This is a genomic window from Microvirga lenta (assembly GCF_020532555.1).
In the GTDB taxonomy this organism is placed as follows: domain Bacteria; phylum Pseudomonadota; class Alphaproteobacteria; order Rhizobiales; family Beijerinckiaceae; genus Microvirga; species Microvirga lenta.
This window is the reverse complement of the sequence record NZ_JAJBBR010000014.1, coordinates 44,514-63,004: the sequence shown is the minus strand read 5'-3', so window position 1 is coordinate 63,004 and position 18,491 is coordinate 44,514. Positions and strand designations below refer to the sequence as shown.

The window sequence follows — 18,491 nt, the reverse complement described above, 5'->3', positions numbered from 1 at the left end:
CCGACGGGATGTCGTCACGCCTGTGCGGCGTGTTCCTGGTTCACGAAGGCGATGCGCACCATGTTGGTGGCCCCCGGCGTGCCGAAGGGAACGCCCGCCACGATGATGATGCGGTCGCTGACCTGGGAATAGCCCTCGCGCACGGCGAACTTGCAGGCGCGGAACGCCATGTCGTCGAGGTCGCTGGCGTCCTTCGTGCGAATCGGATGCACGCCCCAGACGAGGGCGAGGCGCCGCGCCGTGTCCATGCTCGGCGTCAGGGCGATCACGGTCGAGTTCGGCCGCTCGCGGGCGATGCGGAAGGCGGTCGAGCCGGAGAAGGTCCAGGCGGCGATGGCCTTCAGGTTGAGCGTGTCGGCGATCTGGTGCGCGCCGGCCGCGATGGCGTCCGAGCCGGTCGCCTCCGGTTCGGCGTTCAGGGTCCGCATGATCGACCAGTAGCTCTGATCCTGCTCCACCTCTTCCGCGATCCGGTTCATGGTCGAGACCGCCTCCACCGGGTACTGGCCCGAGGCGCTCTCGGCCGAGAGCATCACCGCGTCGGCGCCGTCATAGACGGCGGTCGCCACGTCGGAGACCTCGGCCCGGGTCGGCACCGGCGAGGTGATCATGGATTCCAGCATCTGGGTCGCGACCACCACCGGCTTGCCGAGGCGCCGCGCCGCGCGGATGATGCGCTTCTGGATGCCCGGCACCTTTTCCAGCGGCATCTCCACGCCGAGGTCGCCGCGGGCGACCATGACCGCGTCCGAGATTTCCATGATCTCGTCGAGGCGGGTGATGGCCTGGGGCTTTTCCAGCTTCGCCATCACGAGGGCGCGGCCGCGCGCCACCTTCTTCACCTCGGCCACGTCCTCCGGACGCTGCACGAAGGAGAGGGCGATCCAGTCCACGCCGGCATCGAGCGCGGCTTCCAGGTCGGAGCGGTCCTTGTCGGTCATGGCCGCGACCGGGATCACCGTGTCCGGCAGGCTCACGCCCTTGCGGTTGGAGATCTTGCCCGCGACCTCGACCTCCGTGGTGGCCGAGCCCTTCTTCACGCTCTTGACGCGCAGCCGCAGCTTGCCGTCGTCGATGAGGACCGTGTGGCCCGGCTCCAGGGAGGAGAGGATTTCCGGATGGGGCAGGTGGACGCGGTCGGTGCCGCCGGAAGCCTGATCCGCATCGAGGGTGAAGCTCTGCCCCTTCACCAGCATGGCGCTGTCGCCTTCGAACATGCCGACGCGCAGCTTCGGGCCCTGGAGATCCGCCAGGATGGCGATGGGGCGCTTGAACTTGGCCTCGACGGCGCGGATCATGTCGACGCGCTCCTTCAGCCGCTCCCGCGACAGGTGGCTCATGTTCAGCCGGAAGACGTCCGCGCCCGCCTGGAACAGCTTGGCGATCATCTCCGGATTTTCGGAGGCCGGACCTAAGGTTGCGAGGATCTTCGTGCGCCGTGCGCGTCTCATGGTGTCATTGCCCCCCTGGGCGGTTCGAATCGGTCAGCTGGATCGTCCAGCTCTTCTGTTCGCCTGTATCGACTTCGAAGAAGCCGCTGCGGTCGAAGCCGCGGGCCAGGCAATCCTCGGTCCCGCGAATCGTGAATTCGCGCTCGCGGGTGCACATGAAGGAGCGTCCGCTCCATTCTCCGCCCCGGTCATAGTCGATCGCGTAGATATAATAGAAGCGACCCACGAGCTGGCCGGTGAGAAGCGTCTCGCAGCCGCGGGCGTTCAGGTTCCACCAGCCTTCCGTGACCCAGCCCTGCCCGTCGCGGTAGCCGAGGGCGATGCCCACCCGGCTCGGAGTCATGTTGCACAGGCGCAGGTCGGCCCATGCAGGGGAGGAGGACAGAAATCCTGCGCCGAGAACGGCGATTGCGAGCCCAAGGCTTCGCCGCCGGCTGGGAGCGGATAGGAAAGATGCGGCCTTCATGGATGTTGGTTCGGGTCGATTCGGTATGAACGAGATCGCACAATGCTTCGAGAAGTATGTCGAATCGTTGTCGGCCAGAAGCGCCGCCGCATCAAGCCCCGGCTGCGGGATTGATGCGAATTTAGCCTGCTAAGGTTGCGTTTCCGTGGCGCGAAAAGACCTGTCGCGGGCGCTTTCCTGTCTGTTCAGGTAGGAAAACAAGGCTCGGGATCCGCTATCCGATCGGCGCTTCCGGCTTGGGCCTCGCCGCCCAGATGCCGATCAGGATCAGCGCGCCGCCGAGGCTCTGGACGAGCGTGAGGGCCTCGTTGAGAATCAGCCAGCCGAACACGGCCGCGGCCACCGCTTCGAGAAAGATCACCAGGGACGAGAACACCGCCGGCAGACGCCCGAGGGCGATCACGAGGAGGCCTTGCCCGCCCGCCTGGCTGATGAAGGCCATGGCGGCCAGCGCCATGGCGCCCTCCCAGGTATGGGGCACCACCCGGCTGTCGAAGAGCACCGCGATGACGAGCAGCACGGCGCTGGTGACCACCCCGGCCTCGAACGTCACCTGGGCGGCGCCGGCCGTCTTCCGCGCCTCGCCCACGGTGAGGAAGTAAAGGCCGAAGAAGAAGGCGGTGACGACCCCGAAGAGGTCGCCCTGGATGCGGGCGGGATCGACCTGCAGGCTCTGCCCGATCAGGGCCGCGCCGCCGAGGAGGCAAAACAGCAGGCCGACGACGGTGCCCCGCGACACCCGCTGCTTCAGAACGAGCCAGGTGATCAGGATGACGAAGAGCGGCGCCATGGTCGCGAAGAAGGTGGCGTTGGCGACTGTCGTGCTGAGGATCGACAGGTGCCAGAAGAAGAGGTCTCCCGCGAAGGCGAGGCCCGCCAGGATGGAGGCCTTCCCGAAGGAGGAGCGGGGCGCGCCGGCCGGGGCCCTCGCAATCTCGACCCGCATCCAGGCATAGAGGATCGGCAGGGACAGGGCGACGCGCCAGAACGCGCTGGCGAAGGGGCCCACATCGGCGGCCGCGAAGCGCACGAAGATGGGCGAAATGCCCATGGCGACCGCTCCCAGGCAGAGCGCCGCGAAGGCCGAAGCGAAGCCCGTCTCCAGGCGCGCCGTTGTCGAAGGGGAGGACATGGATGTTGTATAATGTTGCGCGAATGGTCGCGTTGTCTTGCTTACGGGGCCAGTTTAAGGCTTTTCTTCAACTCTCCAACCATTCTCTTCCCAGCCCATGTCTCCTTCCGCCGCGCTGAAGCTCGCCGATCCCGCCCTTGAGCCCTGTCCCGTCGAAACCATCGACGGAGCCGTCGATTCCGGGGTGCTGATCCTGTGCGATCACGCCTCGAACGCGGTGCCGCCGGATCTCGGCGACCTCGGCCTGCCCGCGGCGGAGTTCGAGCGTCACATCGCCTACGACATCGGCGCCGCGGCGGTCACGCGGTCGCTCGCCCGCCGCCTCGGAGCGCCGGCGATCCTGACCCGGTTCTCCCGGCTGATCATCGATCCGAACCGGGGCCGGGACGACCCGACCCTGGTGATGCGCCTCTCGGACGGCGCCGTGGTGCCGGGCAACGCCCATGTGGACGAGGCCGAGGTCGCCCGGCGTATCGAGCGTTTCTACGACCCCTACGACGCCGCCATCGCGGCCGCGATCGGGCGGGCCATGGCAGCCGGGCACCCGCCCGTCATCGTGACCGTCCACAGCTTCACCCCGATCTGGCGCGGCTGGCCGCGCCCGTGGCATGTGGGCATCCTGTGGGATGCGGACGCTCGCTTCGCGAAGCCGCTCCTCGAAGGGCTGCAGGCGGAGGAAGGACTCGTCGTCGGCGACAACGAACCCTATGATGGGGCGCTGGCCGGCGACACCATCGACCGCCACGCGACCGAGCGGGGGCTCGCCAACGCCCTGATCGAGATCCGGCAGGACCTGATCGCCTCGGACGAGGGTGCCGAGGAGTGGGCGGAGCGCTTCGCCCGTCTCCTGAAGCCTCTCGCCGCCCGGGAGGGCCTCCGCACGCCCCAGGTCCACGCCTCGCGCACCCGCGACCGGCTGCGCCGCCACTGAGGAAGAAGGCCATGAACGATTTCGACGCCGCGACCCGGACCGAGCTGGAGGCCGCCGCCTTCCGCAGGCTCCTCGAACATCTGCGCCAGCGCACCGACGTGCAGAACATCGACCTGATGAACATGGCGGGCTTCTGCCGCAACTGCCTGTCGAACTGGCTCAAGGATGCCGCCGACGAGCGCGGCCTCGCGCTCTCGAAGGACGAGAGCCGGACATATGTCTACGGCATGCCCTACGAGGAGTGGAAGGCGCGCCACCAGCGCGAGGCCACCGCGTCGCAGCTCGAGAGCTTTGAGGAATCGAAGCCGTCGCATTAAAGCGGCCTCAACCAAATGGACGTAACCCTGGCTCCAATGCCACCAATCAAAGGCTAGTTTCATGGACGACGCAGCATTTCAAACCGAATCGGTCGCGGCCGACCAGCTCAAGGCCTTCATCGAGCGCATCGAGCGCCTGGAGGAGGAGAAGGCGGGAATCGCAGGCGACATCAAGGACGTCTACGCCGAGGCCAAGGGCAACGGTTTCGACACCAAGGTGCTCCGCAAGATCATCGCCCTGCGCAAGCGCGACTACGCCGAGCGCCAGGAGGAGGAGGCCATCCTCGAACTCTACATGCAGGCCCTGGGAATGGTCGGCTGATCCTTCGACGCCGCGCCGGGACCGATCCGGCGCGGCGCTTTTCCGGGCGATTCCGCCCGAAAACACGCCTCGCTCCGGCATGAGGCCCGATAGTCCGGCTAGGATAGCGCCCGATCGTCCGCGCCCGCCGATACCGTCTCCCAGATTCTGCAAGAACGCCCGCCGTCTCCGCCTGACGCGCCGAAGGCGAGTTCCGCCATGGGCCCGCGCCGACCTTGGAACTCGGTACGGTGGAGGTCCGGCCTTGTCCTAGGATAACGACAGCCGCTGTTTACCGCTGCGTGATGAGGCTCTAGGCTCCCGGCAAAGCAATTTGGAGAGTGGAGTTGTCGCGGCTGGTTGTGGTTTCTAATCGGGTAGCCGTTCCGGATCCTACGGGAAAAGGGGCTGCCGGTGGTTTGGCTGTTGCGTTGCGTGAGGCCTTCGAGGCCTATCAGGGCATCTGGTTCGGATGGAGCGGGAAGGTGGCGGCTCAGCCGTCCACCCAGCCGAAGATCGTGAACAGGGAGCGCGTGCAGTATGCGCTCATGGACCTGACGTCCCTCGACCGTCAGGAATACTACAACGGGTTCGCCAACCGGGCCCTCTGGCCCATCATGCATTACCGGATCGGCCTGTCGGAGTTCTCGCGGGCGGATTACGCGGGCTACCTGCGGGTCAACCGCAGTTTCGCCAATGCCCTCGCCCAGATGGTGCAGCCCGACGATCTCGTGTGGGTGCACGATTACCACCTCATTCCCCTGGCGGCGGAGCTGCGGGCCTTAGGGATCACCAACCGGATCGGGTATTTCCACCACATCCCCTGGCCCGCTCCCGAGGTGCTGGGCACCTTGCCGGGCAGCCGTGAACTCCTGCGGGCGATCACCGACTACAACCTCATCGGCGTGCAGACGGAGCGGGATGCCGATAATCTCAGGCGCTGCCTCGTGCAGGAACTCGGCGCCGTCCACCGCAAGGGCGACGTGGTGGAGCTCGGCAACCACCAGACCCGGGTGAAGGGTTTCCCCATCGGCATCGACGTCCGCGGATTCGAGCAGGCCGCCCTGCGCTCCAGCTCGCACCGGCTCGTGCGCCAGACGACGGCGGGGCTGGGCTCCCGCCGCCTCATCATCGGCGTGGACCGTCTGGACTACTCGAAGGGCATTCCCGAGCGCATGGAATCGTTCGAGCGCTTCCTCGTGGGCAATCCTGACCAGCGCGGGCAGGTCACCTATCTCCAGATCACTCCCACGAGCCGCAGCGAGGTGCCCGAATACGCCACCCTGAGCCGGGAGGTGAACGAAACCCTCGGGCGGATCAACGGCTCCCTCGGCGAGCCCGGCTGGGTTCCGATCCACTACGTGAACAGCACCTATCCCCGGTCCGTCCTGGCCGGCCTCCACCGCCTGTCGCGGGTCGGCCTCGTCACGCCCATGCGCGACGGCATGAACCTCGTGGCCAAGGAATATGTCGCGGCTCAGAACCCGGACGATCCGGGCGTCCTCGTCCTGTCAAAGTTCGCCGGCGCCGCCGAGCAGCTCACCGATGCCCTCCTCGTCAACCCGAACGACAAGTTCGAAGTGGCCGAAGCCATCCGCGACGCCCTCTATATGGGCCGCGACGAGCGCATCGCCCGGTGGACGCGGATGATGGGCACCATCCGGCAGACGGACGTGTCGTGGTGGGCCTCCACGTTCCTGAAGGATCTGGCGGGCGGAAAGAACGCGGGCCGCCCCCGCATCCAGGTCGGCGTCTGACGAAAGGGCCCTCGGACCTGTCGAACGGCAAAAAGGCGGGGTCGAAGCCCCGCCTTTTCTCATCGCAGCACCCGGAGCGGCTTGACCGCAGGACCCGTGAAGCGGTTCGTCGCGAGGTCGCCCAAGGGCTTGTCGGAAAAGCCCATGCTCAGGCTCGGCTGCGCCGAAAGCAGGGCGCTCAAGGCGGTCACCGGCGGGTTCTTCGCCGCCTGGGGAGGCTTCTCCGCCGCCGCGGGCTGAGGTTTCGGCTTTTCCGCCTTGGGCGGATTGCGGCCCGTCGATCCCGTGGTCACGGGGATGTCGACCGGGGCCGCCGCCGCGACCACAACCGGCTGCAGCTCCGGCCGCGGCGGAGGCAGCGGGTGGGGCGCCGGCGAGAGGCTCGCCACGTCGGTCGAGCCGCGCAGCTCCGGAATGCCGGGAATGGGGTTCGTCTCCGCGAGGATGCTCGGGCGGGCCGGCGGGAGGGGCGCATAGGCGAGCGCCGCCGTCTCCGCGACCACGTCCGCATCGGGCCGCGGCGGCGGCATCGGAGCGAACGCCACCTCCTTGCCGATGCCGAACTCCGACCGGGTCGGCATCTGGCCCGCCGGTCCCTGCTGCCAGTTGAGCGTCGGGCCGGTGGGGGTCTGGACCGTGCTCGGCAGGCCGGCGATCCGGGTCGGCGGAAGCGGGGGAGGCGAGAGGTCCTCACGCAGGGCCGGGGCAATGGAGGCGGGCACCGGCGGTGCGGGCTGCGGAATCGGCTCCGGCCGCGGCTGCACGACGGCGACCTGGCGCGCCACGGGCTGCGCCGGGGCCTGGCCCGGGGCGGCCGTGCGCATGGCGGCATAGACCGAGGCGTTGGAGTCGCTCGCATAGTAGTCGTTGGGCGCGCTCGGAGCGCGGCCGGCTGCGACGAGGCGCTGGCCGGGACGGGAGGCGACGCGGATCTCCTCCTCGTCCTCGTCCTCGTCGCTGCCTCCGAACAGGGTGGCCCACAGGCTCTTGCGGCGGCTCGGAGCGGCAACGGCATCGTCCTCGCCATAGGCCACCGCCGTGTAGCCCGCCACGGTGCCGCCTTTGGCCAGGACCTCGGCCCGCGCCTCCTCGTACCGGGGGAGCGGACTGCCGTCGGCCGGGATGTGCACGGTCTTGCCGTCGGGGAAGATCCGGGCGAGCTGGTCGCGGGTCATGCGCGGCCAGGCGCGCACGCTACCCACGTCGAGATGGACGAAGGGCGTGTAGGCGTTGGGATAATAGCCGACGCCGCCGTTCTGCAGGCGCATGCCGATGGCACGCAGGCGCGCGGCCGGAACGTCGGGCAGGTAGAAGTCGAGCGCCTTGCCGAGCATGTGCTGGCTGTTCTTGGCCACCGCCCGCGAGCGGCGGCGGAGCATGGAATTGGTGTGGGGGGAGCGGTAGGCCGAGTTCACATGCACCGGCGCGCTCGATCCGACCTCGCGATAGACCTCCCACACCGTGTCGAAGAGGCGGGGATCCATGCGGGTCGCTTCGCCGCGCCGCCAGTCGCGCAGGAACCAGTTGAGCTGCTGCAGCGCCCCGGAATCGTACTGCCCGTTGCGCCGGAAGGTGACCGTGAGGCTCTCCTTCGTGTTGTTGTGGTAGAAGGTGAGGGTGCGCGTGTCGCCATTGGCGACGGCATCCTGCGTGCCGCGGGTTCCTCCGGCCATCACCGCCAGAAAAACCGCCAGGCCGAGGCCCGTGCGGCGAACGATGTTCGACGCGACCGCTGGGCGGTCCGAACGCAATACTCTCACTGTGATACTCGTCTCTAGCGTGCCGCCGACGTGAAAGCGGCATCCCGTATAGTGAAGGGATCTTTGCCGAAGACGGTTACTTCCGGGTTAAGTGAAAGCGAAAAAACGACAGGGAAAATGCGTCCGGAAAAGGTCAGGAATCCAAGCCCAGCGCGGCCTGGACCTTGCGGTCGACGCCGTAGATGTCGTCGAACCGCTTCACCTCGCCGCCCTCGTCCACGGCGACCGTGAAATAGGTCAGGTGCACGGGCAACGGCGTGTTCAGGTGGACGTAGCGCTCGCCCTTGCCGATGAGGCCGCGCAGCCTCTTCTCGGTCCACTTTCCGTCTTTGCCGAAGATCTGCTCGGCCAGCTCGAAGGGCTGATCGACGCGCACGCAGCCGTGGCTGAAGGCGCGCTTGGCGGCCGAGAACAGTTTCCGGTTGGGCGTGTCGTGCAGATAGACCGCGTGCTGGTTCGGGAACATGAACTTCACGTAGCCGAGCGCATTGCGCTCTCCCGGCGGCTGCCGCACGGTGATGCTGTTCCCGCGGCGGATGACCTTGTAGCCCTTGCGCTCGGCGTAATACGGGTCGGCCGCCATCGCCGGGAGGATCTCCTTCTTCATGATCGACGGCGGAATCGTCCAGGACGGGTTCACCACGAGATATTTCATCTCGTCCGAGAAGATCGGCGTCTGGGACTTCTCCTTGCCGACGATGACCCGGGTCTGATGGATGACGTCGCCGTCCTCGAAGAAGCGCAGGCGGTATTCCGGCACGTTCACCATGATGTGGCGCGAGCCGAGATCGGACGGCAGCCAGCGCCAGCGCTCCATGTTGGCGATCAGCTCGGCCTGCATCCGGGCCACGGGCGGGCCGGAGAGGGCGGCCACCGTCTGGGGCGTCAGGGCGCCGTTGGTCGGCAGGCCCTTCTCCTTCTGGAAGGCCGCGACGGCGGAGGCCACGCGCTCGTCGTAGACGTTGCGGCGGTCCTTGTTCTCGCCCAGGTTGAAACGTGCGCGGATCAGCGGCACGCGCGGGTCCTGCATGCCCACGCGCAGGGTGCGCCCCTTGGGCACCCGCACGCTCGGCTGCGACGGGTGGTTCTCGCGCAACCGGGCGAGACGGGCCTTCAGGGCCTGGTAGCCCGGGTGCTGCGGGTTGTAGGCGGCAAGCGCCGCGCCGGCGTCCTTCGCGGCGGAGACGCGGGCCAAGACCTCGCCGGCCTCGGGCAGTTCGAGCTTCGGCGTGATGAGGGGCGACAGGCGCGCGAGATCGATCCGCCCGCCGCGCGCATCCCGCGCGTAGCGGATGACGGCGGCGCTGAGCTTCAGGTCGGCCTCGGCCCATTGCGCGGGCGCGGCGTCCCTGCGCAGGCCCGGATCGGGCAGGGGATAGTCGGCGGGGTCGAGTCCGTCCTCGTCCGCCGCCCTGATCTGCCCGATCACCGCGTGGGCGGCAGGAGTCCAGGCGCCGTCGCGCGCCCAGGCCAGCGGCCGCTCGGCCTGCGCATAGAAGGCCGAGAGCGAGTCGCGCTCGGAGCGGCTCAGGCGCAGCTCGCGCAGGGCCGCCTCGTCGGCGAGGCGGCTCTCCATCGCGATGCGGAACCAGTCCGAGGCGGTGAGGGTGACCGCCGGCGCGTCCGGCAAGGGAATGTCGAGGGAGTCGGAGGGCTTCAGGTCGCCTGCCGTGATGGTGACCGGAGCGGCCGGTTCGGGCTCCGGCATCGCGATGTCCCGCGGCGCGGCGACATCATGGAAGGAGGGCTCCGCCGCCGGGCTGCGACTGTCTTCGGCCAGTGCGGGAAGAGGAAGGAGGGAAACGGACCCGATCAGACCCAGCCAGAGTGACGTCTTGCGCAAATTCCGCATGACCTATGTTCCTCTTCGCAATGGAGCGGGGAAGATCGAGAATCGTCCCCATTTTCATGAAAATGATCGGTGTGGCGCCGCACACCCGCTACGCTTAACGCACGAATGTGTCATGCGGCTGCATCGTCTAGGCCAAGTTCTTTCAATTTCCGGTAAAGAGTTGAACGGCCGATGCCGAGACGACGCGAAATCGCGGACAGATGGCCCTGGTAGTGAGCCAGCGCGAATCGAATCGCCTGAGCCTCCAGTTCGGCGAGGGTGCGCATCTCACCGCTGTCGTTCATGAGCGGCAGGGCGTGCGGATCGCGCCGGCCGGGGGCCGGTGCCTCCTGCACGGGCGCGGGCGCCGCCGCCTGCGGGAGCCGCGGGATCTCGATGCGGAAGCCCTGAACATGCGCTGCGATCTGCGGAAATTCGGCAGGGGTCAGCACCGGCCCCTCGGCCAGGGCGACCGCTCGGAACATCGCGTTCTCGAGCTGACGCAGATTGCCGGGCCAGTCGTAGCGGGAAAGAAGCGCCGACGCGTCGGGCGACAGGCCTCGGATGCGCTTGCCTTCGTCGGCGGCGAAGCGATGGAGGAGCAGGCCCGCCAGATCCGCGATCTCGTCGCGGCGCGTCCTCAGGGGCCGAAGGGAAATCGGCATGACCTGGAGGCGGTAATAGAGATCCTCGCGGAAGCGGGCCCGGCGCACCTCGTCGGCGAGAGCGAAGCCCGTCGTCGCCATGATGCGGACATCGGGACGGGACGGGCGCCGGGTGCCGCGCGGCGCGGCATCCGGCGTCGCGACGATTTCGAACAGGCGAGCCTGCGCCGAGGGATTCAGGCGCTCCACATCCTGAACCAGGAGGGTGCCGCCATGCGCGTCCTGCAGGTGGCGGGACAGGAATGCATCGGCATCGTCGCCCTCGTGCGGATCGCCCCCATGGATCCGGATGAAGGGCCGCTGCCGGCGCTCGCCGCCGTCATGGATGGCGCGGGCCAGGTCGTGCGCTCCGCTGCCGGGCTCGCTCTCGATCAGGACCGGAGCGGCGGACCGCGCCGCACGGTCGGCGAGGCGGGCGATCCTTTCCCTTTCGGAACCGAGGGACGGGTCGGGCGCGCCCCGTCGGAGGGCGCAGATGTCGTCCGTGAAGATCTTGGCGAGGAGCATGAAGAAGCTGAGAGCAGGGACCGTGCGCCGCGATGCTCGGGGACAAGGGTAAATGCACCCTTAACGCCGGTCCTTCCCCGAAGGCTTATCCCCAGGCAGGTTCGGGTTGATCCGAGGAGCCAGGAAGCCAATATGTGGGATAGCTCTCTCACGAACCCTGCACCGGACATGCCACGCTCTTTTCCTCTTCAGAAAGCATCCCCCTTGCACCACACCGCATCCGCAGGCGCCGCACAGACCGAACTCGGCGCCTTGCCCGAGTGGAACCTGTCGGACCTCTATCCCGGCATCGACAGCGACGCGTTCAAGGCGGATCTCGCGAGAGCGGAAGAGGAGTGCAAGGCGATTGCGGAGACGTATCGCGGCAAGCTCGACGCGCTCGCCCGGGGCGACAGCCCGGCGGAGGCCCTGGGCGCGGCGGTCAGGCGCTACGAGGCGGTGGAGGATCTTCTCGGTCGTCTCATGTCCTATGCGGGACTCGTCTATTCCGGCGACACCACCGATCCGGTGCGCGCGAAATTCTACGGCGACACCCAGGAGCGGCTGACCGCGGCGTCGAGCGATCTCCTGTTCTTCGGGCTGGAGCTGAACCGCATCGAGGATTCGGTGCTCGACAAGGCCATGGGCGAGGAGCCGCTGGCCCATTACCGGCCCTGGATCGAGGATCTGCGCAAGGACAAGCCGTATCAGCTCGACGACAGGCTGGAGCAGCTCTTCCATGAGAAGTCGGTGACCGGGCGGGCCGCCTGGAACCGCCTGTTCGACGAGACCATCGCTTCCCTGCGCTTCAACGTGCGCGGCGAGGAGCTGCCGATCGAGCCGACCCTCAACAAGATGCAGGATCCGGACGAGACCGTCCGCAAGGACGCCTCCGACGCGCTGGCGAAGACCTTCAAGGAAAACCTCCGCACGTTCACCCTCATCACCAACACGCTCGCCAAGGACAAGGAGATCTCCGACCGCTGGCGCGGCTTCGAGGACGTGGCCGATTCGCGCCACCTCGCCAACCGGGTCGAGCGTGAGGTCGTGGAGGCGCTCGTTGCCGCCGTGCGCGAGGGCTATCCGCGCCTGTCGCACCGCTACTACGCCCTGAAGGCCAAGTGGTTCGGCAAGGACAAGCTCGACCATTGGGACCGCAATGCGCCCCTGCCGAAGGTCGAGCAGCGCACGATCCGCTGGGACGAGGCGAAGGAGACGGTTCTGGCCGCCTATTCCGCCTTCTCGCCCCGCATGGCCGACATCGCCCGGCGCTTCTTCGACGAGCGCTGGATCGACGCCCCGACCCGTCCCGGCAAGGCGCCCGGCGCCTTCGCCCATCCGACGGTGCCCTCGGCGCATCCCTATGTGCTCCTGAACTACCAGGGCAAGCCGCGGGACGTGATGACGCTCGCCCACGAGCTCGGGCACGGCGTCCACCAGGTTCTCGCCGCCCCCAACGGCGCGCTCATGGCCCCGACGCCCCTGACGCTCGCCGAGACGGCCAGCGTCTTCGGGGAGATGCTCACCTTCCGCCGCCTCCTCGACCAGACCACGGACCCCATCCAGCGCAAGTCCATGCTGGCCGCGAAGGTCGAGGACATGATCAACACCGTGGTGCGCCAGATCGCGTTCTACTCCTTCGAGCGCAAGGTGCATCTGGAGCGGCGCAACGGCGAGCTGACGGCCGACAAGCTCTGCGAGCTCTGGATGTCGGTGCAGGACGAGTCCCTCGGCCCGGCGATCCGGCTCGGCCCGGGCTACGAGAGCTTCTGGACCTACATCCCCCACTTCATCCACTCGCCGTTCTACGTCTACGCCTACGCCTTCGGCGACTGTCTCGTGAACTCGCTCTACGGCAAGTACGAGACCGCCAACGAGGGCTTCGTGGACCGCTATTTCGCGCTGCTCTCGGCGGGCGGCACCAAGCATTATTCCGAGCTTCTCGCGCCCTTCGGCCTGGATGCCCGCGATCCGTCCTTCTGGCAGATCGGGCTGTCCATGATCGAGCGTCTGATCGACGAGCTCGAGGCGATGGAGGCGGAGAGCCGCTAACGCAAGTGCGGGCAGGGGAGGTCGGTCTTCTCTGCCCTCACAGCCGCTTTTCGAACCAGTGGTGGGCGTAGGGCTCGCTGTTGAAGGGGGCGACCTCGTGGTAGCCCTCCCGCCGATAGAGCGCCTGGGCCTCGGTGAGAGCCCGGTTCGTCTCCAGGCGGAGCGTCCTCAGGCCGATCTCGCGCGCCTTCGCCTCGAGCATCCGCAGCACCCGCCGCGCGATCCCGAGGCCGCGCGCGGACGGCGCCGTCCACATCCGCTTGATTTCGCCCGTGATCCCGTCTCCGACCTTGAGCGCCCCGCAGCCCGCAGGCTCTCCGTCGAGCCAGGCCAGGACGAAGAAGCCGGCCGGCGGCGTCATCTCCTCGTCGCTCGCGGAATTGCTCCGGGCCGGGTCGAAGCCGAGTTCGAACCGCTCGGCCAGCTCCTGGAAATACCGCTCCAGACACCGGCGTGCCGCCGGGCCGGCGGGCCCCTCGAAACGCAGCTCGACCTCTCCCATCCGGAGCAGGCGCTCGACCTCCGCCATGGCCTTCACCAGGCGTTCGCGCTGGTCCGGGTCGAGAGGCGCCAGGAACGACCGGGCGAGATCGTCGGAGAGCTCGTCGTAGGTCGCGCGCTCGGCGCGTCCCTTCTCCGTCAGGACGACGCGCCGGATCCGGCGGTCCGATGTCTGAGCCTCGGTCCGGACGAGACCCTGGGCTTCCAACGACCGCAGCAGGCGGCTGACATAGCCGGAATCGAGCCTGAGCCGCTCGCGCAGAACCCGCACGTCGATGCCGTCAGACCCGGCCTCGTGGAGCAGGCGCGCCTGTCCGAGCGGACGGCCGCGCCGGAGGTAGCTGTCCTCCAGGGCGCCGACATGCTGCGTGACGATGCGGTTGAAGCGCCGGACCTGCCGGATCTGATCCTCGTGCATTCTCTGACTTTAGTCAGGCATTTCCTGGCAGGCAAGAGGCGCAGCCGCCAGGGGCCGTGGCGGCGGTGGCCCGAGGACGCTTGGGCGCAGCCGCTTGCCCTGGCGTTTGCCGCAAGGGACCATATCTAAGGCTCTCCACAGATCCACGAGAGATCCCGAGCCATGGCCGACTCCGACAGCGAAGCCAACCGCTTCTCCGCGCGCGCCGCCCGCTACGCCCGCGTGGGCGCCAACATGGGCGGGGTCGCGGCCCGCATGGCGGGGTCGCGGCTCTTCGGCGGCGAGGGACGCGACGCCTCCAACGCCGCGGTGCTGGCCCAGGCCCTCGGCGGCCTCAAGGGGCCGATCATGAAGGTGGCGCAGCTTCTCGCCACCATTCCCGATCTCGTGCCGCCCGAATACGCCGCCGAACTGCAGAAGCTGCAGAGCGAGGCGCCGCCCATGGGCGCGGCCTTCGTGAAGCGGCGGATGCAGGCGGAGCTCGGCGCGAACTGGCAGAGCCGTTTCGGCTCCTTCGACCTGAATCCGGCGGCGGCGGCCTCCCTCGGGCAGGTGCACCGGGCCACCACCAAGGAGGGCGCTCCGCTCGCCTGCAAGCTGCAATATCCCGACATGCAATCGGCCGTGGAGGCGGATCTGCGCCAGCTGGAGCTGGTCTTCGCCGTCCATCGCCGCATGGATCCTGCCATCGACACCCGCGAGATCGCCCAGGAGATCGGCGCGAGGGTGCGGGAGGAGCTCGATTACGAGCGCGAGGCGAAGCACGCGGCGCTCTATGCCATGACCCTGTCCGACGTGGACGAGGTCCGGGTTCCGGACGTTCACCCGGAGCTGTCGACCAAGCGGCTTCTCTCCCTCGCCTGGCTCGAAGGCGAGAAGATCCTGACGTTCACGGAAAGCCCGACCGAGATCCGCAACCGGCTGGCGATTGCCATGTTCAAGGCCTGGTGGCACCCCTTCAGCCATGCGGCCGTCATTCACGGCGACCCGCATCTGGGCAACTACACGGTCTTCTCCGAGGGCGGGGAGGCGAGGGGGATCAACCTTCTCGACTATGGCTGCATCCGCATCTTCCATCCCCGCTTCGTCGGCGGCGTGGTCGATCTCTATCGCGGGCTCCAGCAGGACGACCGGGCGCGCATCGTGCACGCCTACGAGACCTGGGGCTTCAAGAACCTGTCGAACGAGCTCATCGACATCCTCAACATCTGGGCGCGCTTCATCTATGCGCCGCTCCTCGACAACCGCATCCGCACGGTGGCCGACGGGGTGAAGCCCGGCGAATACGGCCGCCGCCAGGCCTTCGAGGTGCACAAGGCCCTCAAGGAGAAGGGGCCGGTGACGGTGCCGCGCGAATTCGTCTTCATGGACCGCGCCGCGGTGGGCCTCGGCGCCGTCTTCCTCCACCTCAAGGCGGAGCTGAACTACCACGAGCTGTTCGAGGCCGAGATCGAGAGGTTCTCCCTCGAAGGGCTCGCCTCCCGGCAGAAGGAGGTTCTGACCGCCGCAGGCCTGCCGCTGCCGACGTAACGAGGTTGCGTGGCGCCCCGACTGGCCCTAAAGCCTCACGGCAGGTCAGGGGGCAGCCATGAAGATCCTTTTCGTCCACCAGAATTTTCCGGGCCAGTTCGGGCGTCTGGCCGCGACCTTCGCCCAGGAAGGGCACGAGGTGGCGGCTTTGGGCATGGTCAAGTCCTGCGCCCTGCCGGGCGTGACCTACCATCCCTACGCGGCCGTGCCCGGTCCCGAAGACGCCCCCTTCAAGAACCGGTACTCCCCGGTCGTTCCCCGCCTGCGGCGGGCCTACGGCGTGGCCCACAAGGCCAGGTCCCTGGCCGATGCGGGCTTCCGGCCGGACGTGGTGGTGGTCAATACGGGCTGGGGCGAGAACCTGTTCCTGAAGGACATCTGGCCCGAGGCCCGGCACGTGGCCTATTTCGAATACTACTACGCGGCCAAGGGCCAGGATCTCGACTTCGATCCGGAATACTCGTCCCTCGACGACGAGACGATCTGGAAGCTCCGCATCAAGAACGCCATGCAGCTCGGCGCCCTCGACGCGGCCGACGTGGCGGTCGCGCCCACCCGTTACCAGCGCGATACGTTCCCGCCCTACCTGCGCGACCGGCTGGCGGTCATCCACGACGGCATCGACGCCCAGCGGCTGAGGCCGGATCCGGAGATCTCGATCCAGCTCGGCGAAAACGGCCCCAGGCTCGACCGCAACACCCCGGTCGTGACCTACGTCACCCGCAACATAGAGCCCATGCGCGGCTCGCATATCGTGCTGCGCAGCCTGCCGGACCTCCTCGACATCGACCCGAACCTGCGGGTGATCGTCGTCGGAGGCAAGGGGACGAGCTATTCCGGCAGCGCGCCCGGCGGCAAGACCTGGCTCGACGTGTTCCGCGCCACCATCGAGCGCCCGGTGGACTGGTCGCGGGTCCATTTCGTCGGAAATCTGCCCTACGACCAGTTCGTGAAGGTGCTGCAGGTCTCCTCGGCCCATCTCTACCTGACCTATCCCTTCGTCCTGTCCTGGTCCCTGATCGAGTCCATGGCCCTGGGCTGCCGGATCGTGGCCTCCGCCACCCCGCCGGTGCAGGAGGTCATCGAGGAGGGCGTGACCGGCCGCCTCTTTCCCTTCTTCGACCGGCAGGCCCTGGTGGAGCGGGTGCGGGAGACCCTGGCCGAGAAGGATCGCTCGGCGGCCATGGCCGAGGAGGCCCGCCGCTTCGCCCTGGCGAACTACGACTTCCAGACGGTCTGCCTTCCGCAATGGCGGGAGTTTCTGGGAATAAGATAACCTTGGCCTTTGCTTCACAAAGTTCTCGTCAAGTCCATCCGAAAGATTGCGGCTGCTCACCGCATGGGTTAAACGCAGCGTTCAAGAACTGATGCTGAACAGGGCATTGATCATGGCCGATACAAAACACGCGCCACACGGGGGCTATAGTCCGGATATGGACTCTCGCGCTCACGAGGCGACCTACAACGGATTCGTCCGCTTCGCCGAAATCGGAACCGCCGTCGTCATCTGCCACGTGCTGGCACTGGCCGTCGGCGGCATCAAGCACGCCTGGCTCACGGCCATCTTCGGCGTCATCCTCTCGCTGGTCGCCGGGGCCGTCGGGGCCTTTTCGCCCTCGATCGGAGTTCGCGCGCCGGTGGGCGTCGCCATCCTGCTCGTCCTGGCGCTCATCCTCTATTGATAAGCTTCGCGGCCCGGCTAAGAATGGGAAGACCTGAAGGCGCTTAAACTACCGACGCGGGGTTATGCATGCGGATCGCCGTTCTCTCCGAAACCGATAGAGCGGAGACACGCGTCGCCGCAACGCCTGAAACGGTCAAGAAATACAAGAGCCTGGGCGCCGACGTGGTCGTCCAGGCGGGAGCCGGCCTGCAGGCCGGCCTCTCCGACGCCGATTTCGAAGCGGCCGGAGCCACGGTCGCCGGGAGTGCCGCCGATGCCGTGAAGGACGCCGACATCGTCCTCAAGGTGCGGCGCCCCGCCGAGAGCGAGCTCACCGGCCTCAAGCCCGGCGCGCTCCTCATCGCCATCATGGACCCCTACGGCCAGGAGGCCGCCCTCAAGGCGCTCGCCGAGGCGAAGGTGGCTGCCTTCTCCATGGAGCTGATGCCCCGCATCACCCGGGCGCAGGTGATGGACGTCCTGTCGTCCCAGGCCAATCTGGCGGGCTACCGCGCGGTCGTCGACGCCGCGGCGGAGTACGGCCGCGCCATTCCCATGATGATGACGGCCGCCGGCACCGTGCCGGCCGCGCGCATCTTCGTCATGGGCGCGGGCGTCGCCGGCCTTCAGGCCATCGCCACGGCCCGCCGCCTGGGGGGCATCGTCACCGCCACCGATGTCCGTCCCGCCGCCAAGGAGCAGGTGGAAAGCCTGGGCGCCAAGTTCGTCGCGGTCGAGGACGAGGAGTTCAGGCAGGCCGAGACCGCCGGCGGCTACGCCAAGGAAATGTCGGCGGAATACCGCGCCAAGCAGGCGGAACTCGTCGCCTCCCACATCGCCAAGCAGGACATCGTCGTCACCACGGCGCTCATTCCGGGGCGTCCGGCTCCCAGGCTGCTGACCCGGGAGATGGTGGAATCCATGAAGCCGGGCTCCGTGATCGTCGATCTGGCGGTGGAGCGCGGCGGCAATTGCGAGGTCTCCAAGCCGGGCGAGGTGGTGGAGCACAACGGCGTGAAGATCATCGGCCACCTCAACGTGCCGGGGCGTCTCGCGGCGACCGCATCGAACCTCTATGCGAAGAATCTCTACGCTTTCGTCGAGACGCTGATCGACAAGGAAGCCAAGACCGTCGCCGTGAAGTGGGACGACGAGCTCGTGAAGGCGACCTGCCTCACCCGCGACGGCGTGATCGTCCACACGGCCTTCCAGCCGACGGCCTGACCAGGG

Annotated in this window: 15 protein-coding genes and 1 pseudogene; 9 read left to right on the top strand and 7 right to left on the bottom strand. The window is 67.7% G+C overall.

Features of this window, described 5'->3' with window-relative positions:
- Positions 1–14 precede the first annotated feature (14 nt).
- The 3 genes and pseudogenes from pyk to LGR44_RS19050 form a co-directional block, all read right to left on the bottom strand.
- On the bottom strand, positions 15–1,451 hold the full coding sequence (pyk, locus tag LGR44_RS19060; RefSeq protein WP_226742299.1) for a pyruvate kinase: 1,437 nt from the start codon (positions 1,449–1,451) through the stop codon (positions 15–17).
- Positions 1,452–1,458: 7 nt separating this feature from the next.
- Positions 1,459–1,917, bottom strand: a pseudogene (locus LGR44_RS19055) (DUF1036 domain-containing protein); the annotation flags it as partial.
- Positions 1,918–2,131: 214 nt separating this feature from the next.
- Positions 2,132–3,049 (bottom strand): DMT family transporter, encoded by a 918-nt coding sequence (locus tag LGR44_RS19050; RefSeq protein WP_226742297.1) that lies wholly within the window; start codon positions 3,047–3,049, stop codon positions 2,132–2,134.
- A 97-nt stretch (positions 3,050–3,146) separates the two neighbouring features.
- Here LGR44_RS19050 and LGR44_RS19045 point away from each other — a divergent pair, with 97 nt between their 5' ends.
- The 4 genes from LGR44_RS19045 to otsA all read left to right on the top strand — a co-directional run bounded on the left by LGR44_RS19045 (position 3,147) and on the right by otsA (position 6,355).
- A complete protein-coding gene (locus tag LGR44_RS19045) occupies positions 3,147–3,980 on the top strand; it encodes an N-formylglutamate amidohydrolase (protein ID WP_226742296.1) in 834 nt (277 codons plus the stop codon).
- 11 nt (positions 3,981–3,991) lie between these two features.
- Complete coding sequence (locus LGR44_RS19040; protein ID WP_226742295.1) at positions 3,992–4,297, top strand: DUF1244 domain-containing protein; 306 nt, start codon at positions 3,992–3,994, stop codon at positions 4,295–4,297.
- 61 nt (positions 4,298–4,358) lie between these two features.
- Positions 4,359–4,619 (top strand): DUF2312 domain-containing protein, encoded by a 261-nt coding sequence (locus LGR44_RS19035; protein WP_114184860.1) that lies wholly within the window; start codon positions 4,359–4,361, stop codon positions 4,617–4,619.
- A gap of 326 nt (positions 4,620–4,945) precedes the next feature.
- The gene (gene otsA, locus LGR44_RS19030) at positions 4,946–6,355 is read left to right on the top strand and encodes an alpha,alpha-trehalose-phosphate synthase (UDP-forming) (RefSeq protein ID WP_226742294.1); all 1,410 of its coding nucleotides are present in this window, start codon (positions 4,946–4,948) and stop codon (positions 6,353–6,355) included.
- Between the two features lie 59 nt (positions 6,356–6,414).
- On the opposite strand, the gene LGR44_RS19025 is transcribed toward otsA, so the two are convergent.
- The 3 genes from LGR44_RS19025 to LGR44_RS19015 form a co-directional block, all read right to left on the bottom strand.
- The gene (locus tag LGR44_RS19025) at positions 6,415–8,115 is read right to left on the bottom strand and encodes a DUF882 domain-containing protein (RefSeq protein WP_404809956.1); all 1,701 of its coding nucleotides are present in this window, start codon (positions 8,113–8,115) and stop codon (positions 6,415–6,417) included.
- A gap of 133 nt (positions 8,116–8,248) precedes the next feature.
- Entirely contained in the window at positions 8,249–9,967 is a 1,719-nt protein-coding gene (locus tag LGR44_RS19020; RefSeq protein ID WP_226742293.1) for a L,D-transpeptidase family protein, read from the bottom strand.
- 110 nt (positions 9,968–10,077) lie between these two features.
- Positions 10,078–11,118 (bottom strand): sigma-54-dependent transcriptional regulator, encoded by a 1,041-nt coding sequence (locus tag LGR44_RS19015; protein ID WP_226742292.1) that lies wholly within the window; start codon positions 11,116–11,118, stop codon positions 10,078–10,080.
- A gap of 168 nt (positions 11,119–11,286) precedes the next feature.
- Here LGR44_RS19015 and LGR44_RS19010 point away from each other — a divergent pair, with 168 nt between their 5' ends.
- Complete coding sequence (locus LGR44_RS19010) at positions 11,287–13,149, top strand: M3 family oligoendopeptidase (RefSeq protein ID WP_226742291.1); 1,863 nt, start codon at positions 11,287–11,289, stop codon at positions 13,147–13,149.
- Between the two features lie 37 nt (positions 13,150–13,186).
- On the opposite strand, the gene LGR44_RS19005 is transcribed toward LGR44_RS19010, so the two are convergent.
- Positions 13,187–14,068 (bottom strand): bifunctional helix-turn-helix transcriptional regulator/GNAT family N-acetyltransferase, encoded by an 882-nt coding sequence (locus LGR44_RS19005; protein WP_226742290.1) that lies wholly within the window; start codon positions 14,066–14,068, stop codon positions 13,187–13,189.
- A gap of 162 nt (positions 14,069–14,230) precedes the next feature.
- On the opposite strand from LGR44_RS19005, the gene LGR44_RS19000 reads away from it, so the two are divergent.
- From LGR44_RS19000 to LGR44_RS18985, 4 genes are all read left to right on the top strand, one after another.
- A complete protein-coding gene (locus LGR44_RS19000; RefSeq protein WP_226742289.1) occupies positions 14,231–15,598 on the top strand; it encodes an ABC1 kinase family protein in 1,368 nt (455 codons plus the stop codon).
- 58 nt (positions 15,599–15,656) lie between these two features.
- Positions 15,657–16,874, top strand: a complete 1,218-nt coding sequence (locus LGR44_RS18995; protein WP_226742288.1) for a glycosyltransferase — start codon at positions 15,657–15,659, stop codon at positions 16,872–16,874.
- A gap of 112 nt (positions 16,875–16,986) precedes the next feature.
- Complete coding sequence (locus tag LGR44_RS18990; protein WP_226742287.1) at positions 16,987–17,280, top strand: aa3-type cytochrome c oxidase subunit IV; 294 nt, start codon at positions 16,987–16,989, stop codon at positions 17,278–17,280.
- Positions 17,281–17,348: 68 nt separating this feature from the next.
- Positions 17,349–18,485: a Re/Si-specific NAD(P)(+) transhydrogenase subunit alpha gene (locus LGR44_RS18985; RefSeq protein WP_226742286.1), complete on the top strand. Its 1,137-nt coding sequence runs from the start codon at positions 17,349–17,351 to the stop codon at positions 18,483–18,485.
- The last annotated feature ends 6 nt before the right edge of the window (positions 18,486–18,491 follow it).

Bases quoted from the DNA above. Each gene is read 5' to 3' on its own strand.
- pyk (WP_226742299.1), bottom strand. From the start codon at position 1,451: ATGAGACGCGCACGGCGCACGAAGATCCTCGCAACCTTAGGTCCGGCC.
- LGR44_RS19040 (WP_226742295.1), top strand. From the start codon at position 3,992: ATGAACGATTTCGACGCCGCGACCCGGACCGAGCTGGAGGCCGCCGCC.
- LGR44_RS19020 (WP_226742293.1), bottom strand. From the start codon at position 9,967: ATGCGGAATTTGCGCAAGACGTCACTCTGGCTGGGTCTGATCGGGTCC.
- LGR44_RS19005 (WP_226742290.1), bottom strand. From the start codon at position 14,068: ATGCACGAGGATCAGATCCGGCAGGTCCGGCGCTTCAACCGCATCGTC.
- LGR44_RS18995 (WP_226742288.1), top strand. From the start codon at position 15,657: ATGAAGATCCTTTTCGTCCACCAGAATTTTCCGGGCCAGTTCGGGCGT.
- LGR44_RS18990 (WP_226742287.1), top strand. From the start codon at position 16,987: ATGGCCGATACAAAACACGCGCCACACGGGGGCTATAGTCCGGATATG.
- LGR44_RS19000 (WP_226742289.1), top strand. From the start codon at position 14,231: ATGGCCGACTCCGACAGCGAAGCCAACCGCTTCTCCGCGCGCGCCGCC.
- LGR44_RS19010 (WP_226742291.1), top strand. From the start codon at position 11,287: ATGCCACGCTCTTTTCCTCTTCAGAAAGCATCCCCCTTGCACCACACC.
- LGR44_RS19050 (WP_226742297.1), bottom strand. From the start codon at position 3,049: ATGTCCTCCCCTTCGACAACGGCGCGCCTGGAGACGGGCTTCGCTTCG.
- LGR44_RS19015 (WP_226742292.1), bottom strand. From the start codon at position 11,118: ATGCTCCTCGCCAAGATCTTCACGGACGACATCTGCGCCCTCCGACGG.
- LGR44_RS19045 (WP_226742296.1), top strand. From the start codon at position 3,147: ATGTCTCCTTCCGCCGCGCTGAAGCTCGCCGATCCCGCCCTTGAGCCC.
- LGR44_RS19035 (WP_114184860.1), top strand. From the start codon at position 4,359: ATGGACGACGCAGCATTTCAAACCGAATCGGTCGCGGCCGACCAGCTC.
- LGR44_RS18985 (WP_226742286.1), top strand. From the start codon at position 17,349: ATGCGGATCGCCGTTCTCTCCGAAACCGATAGAGCGGAGACACGCGTC.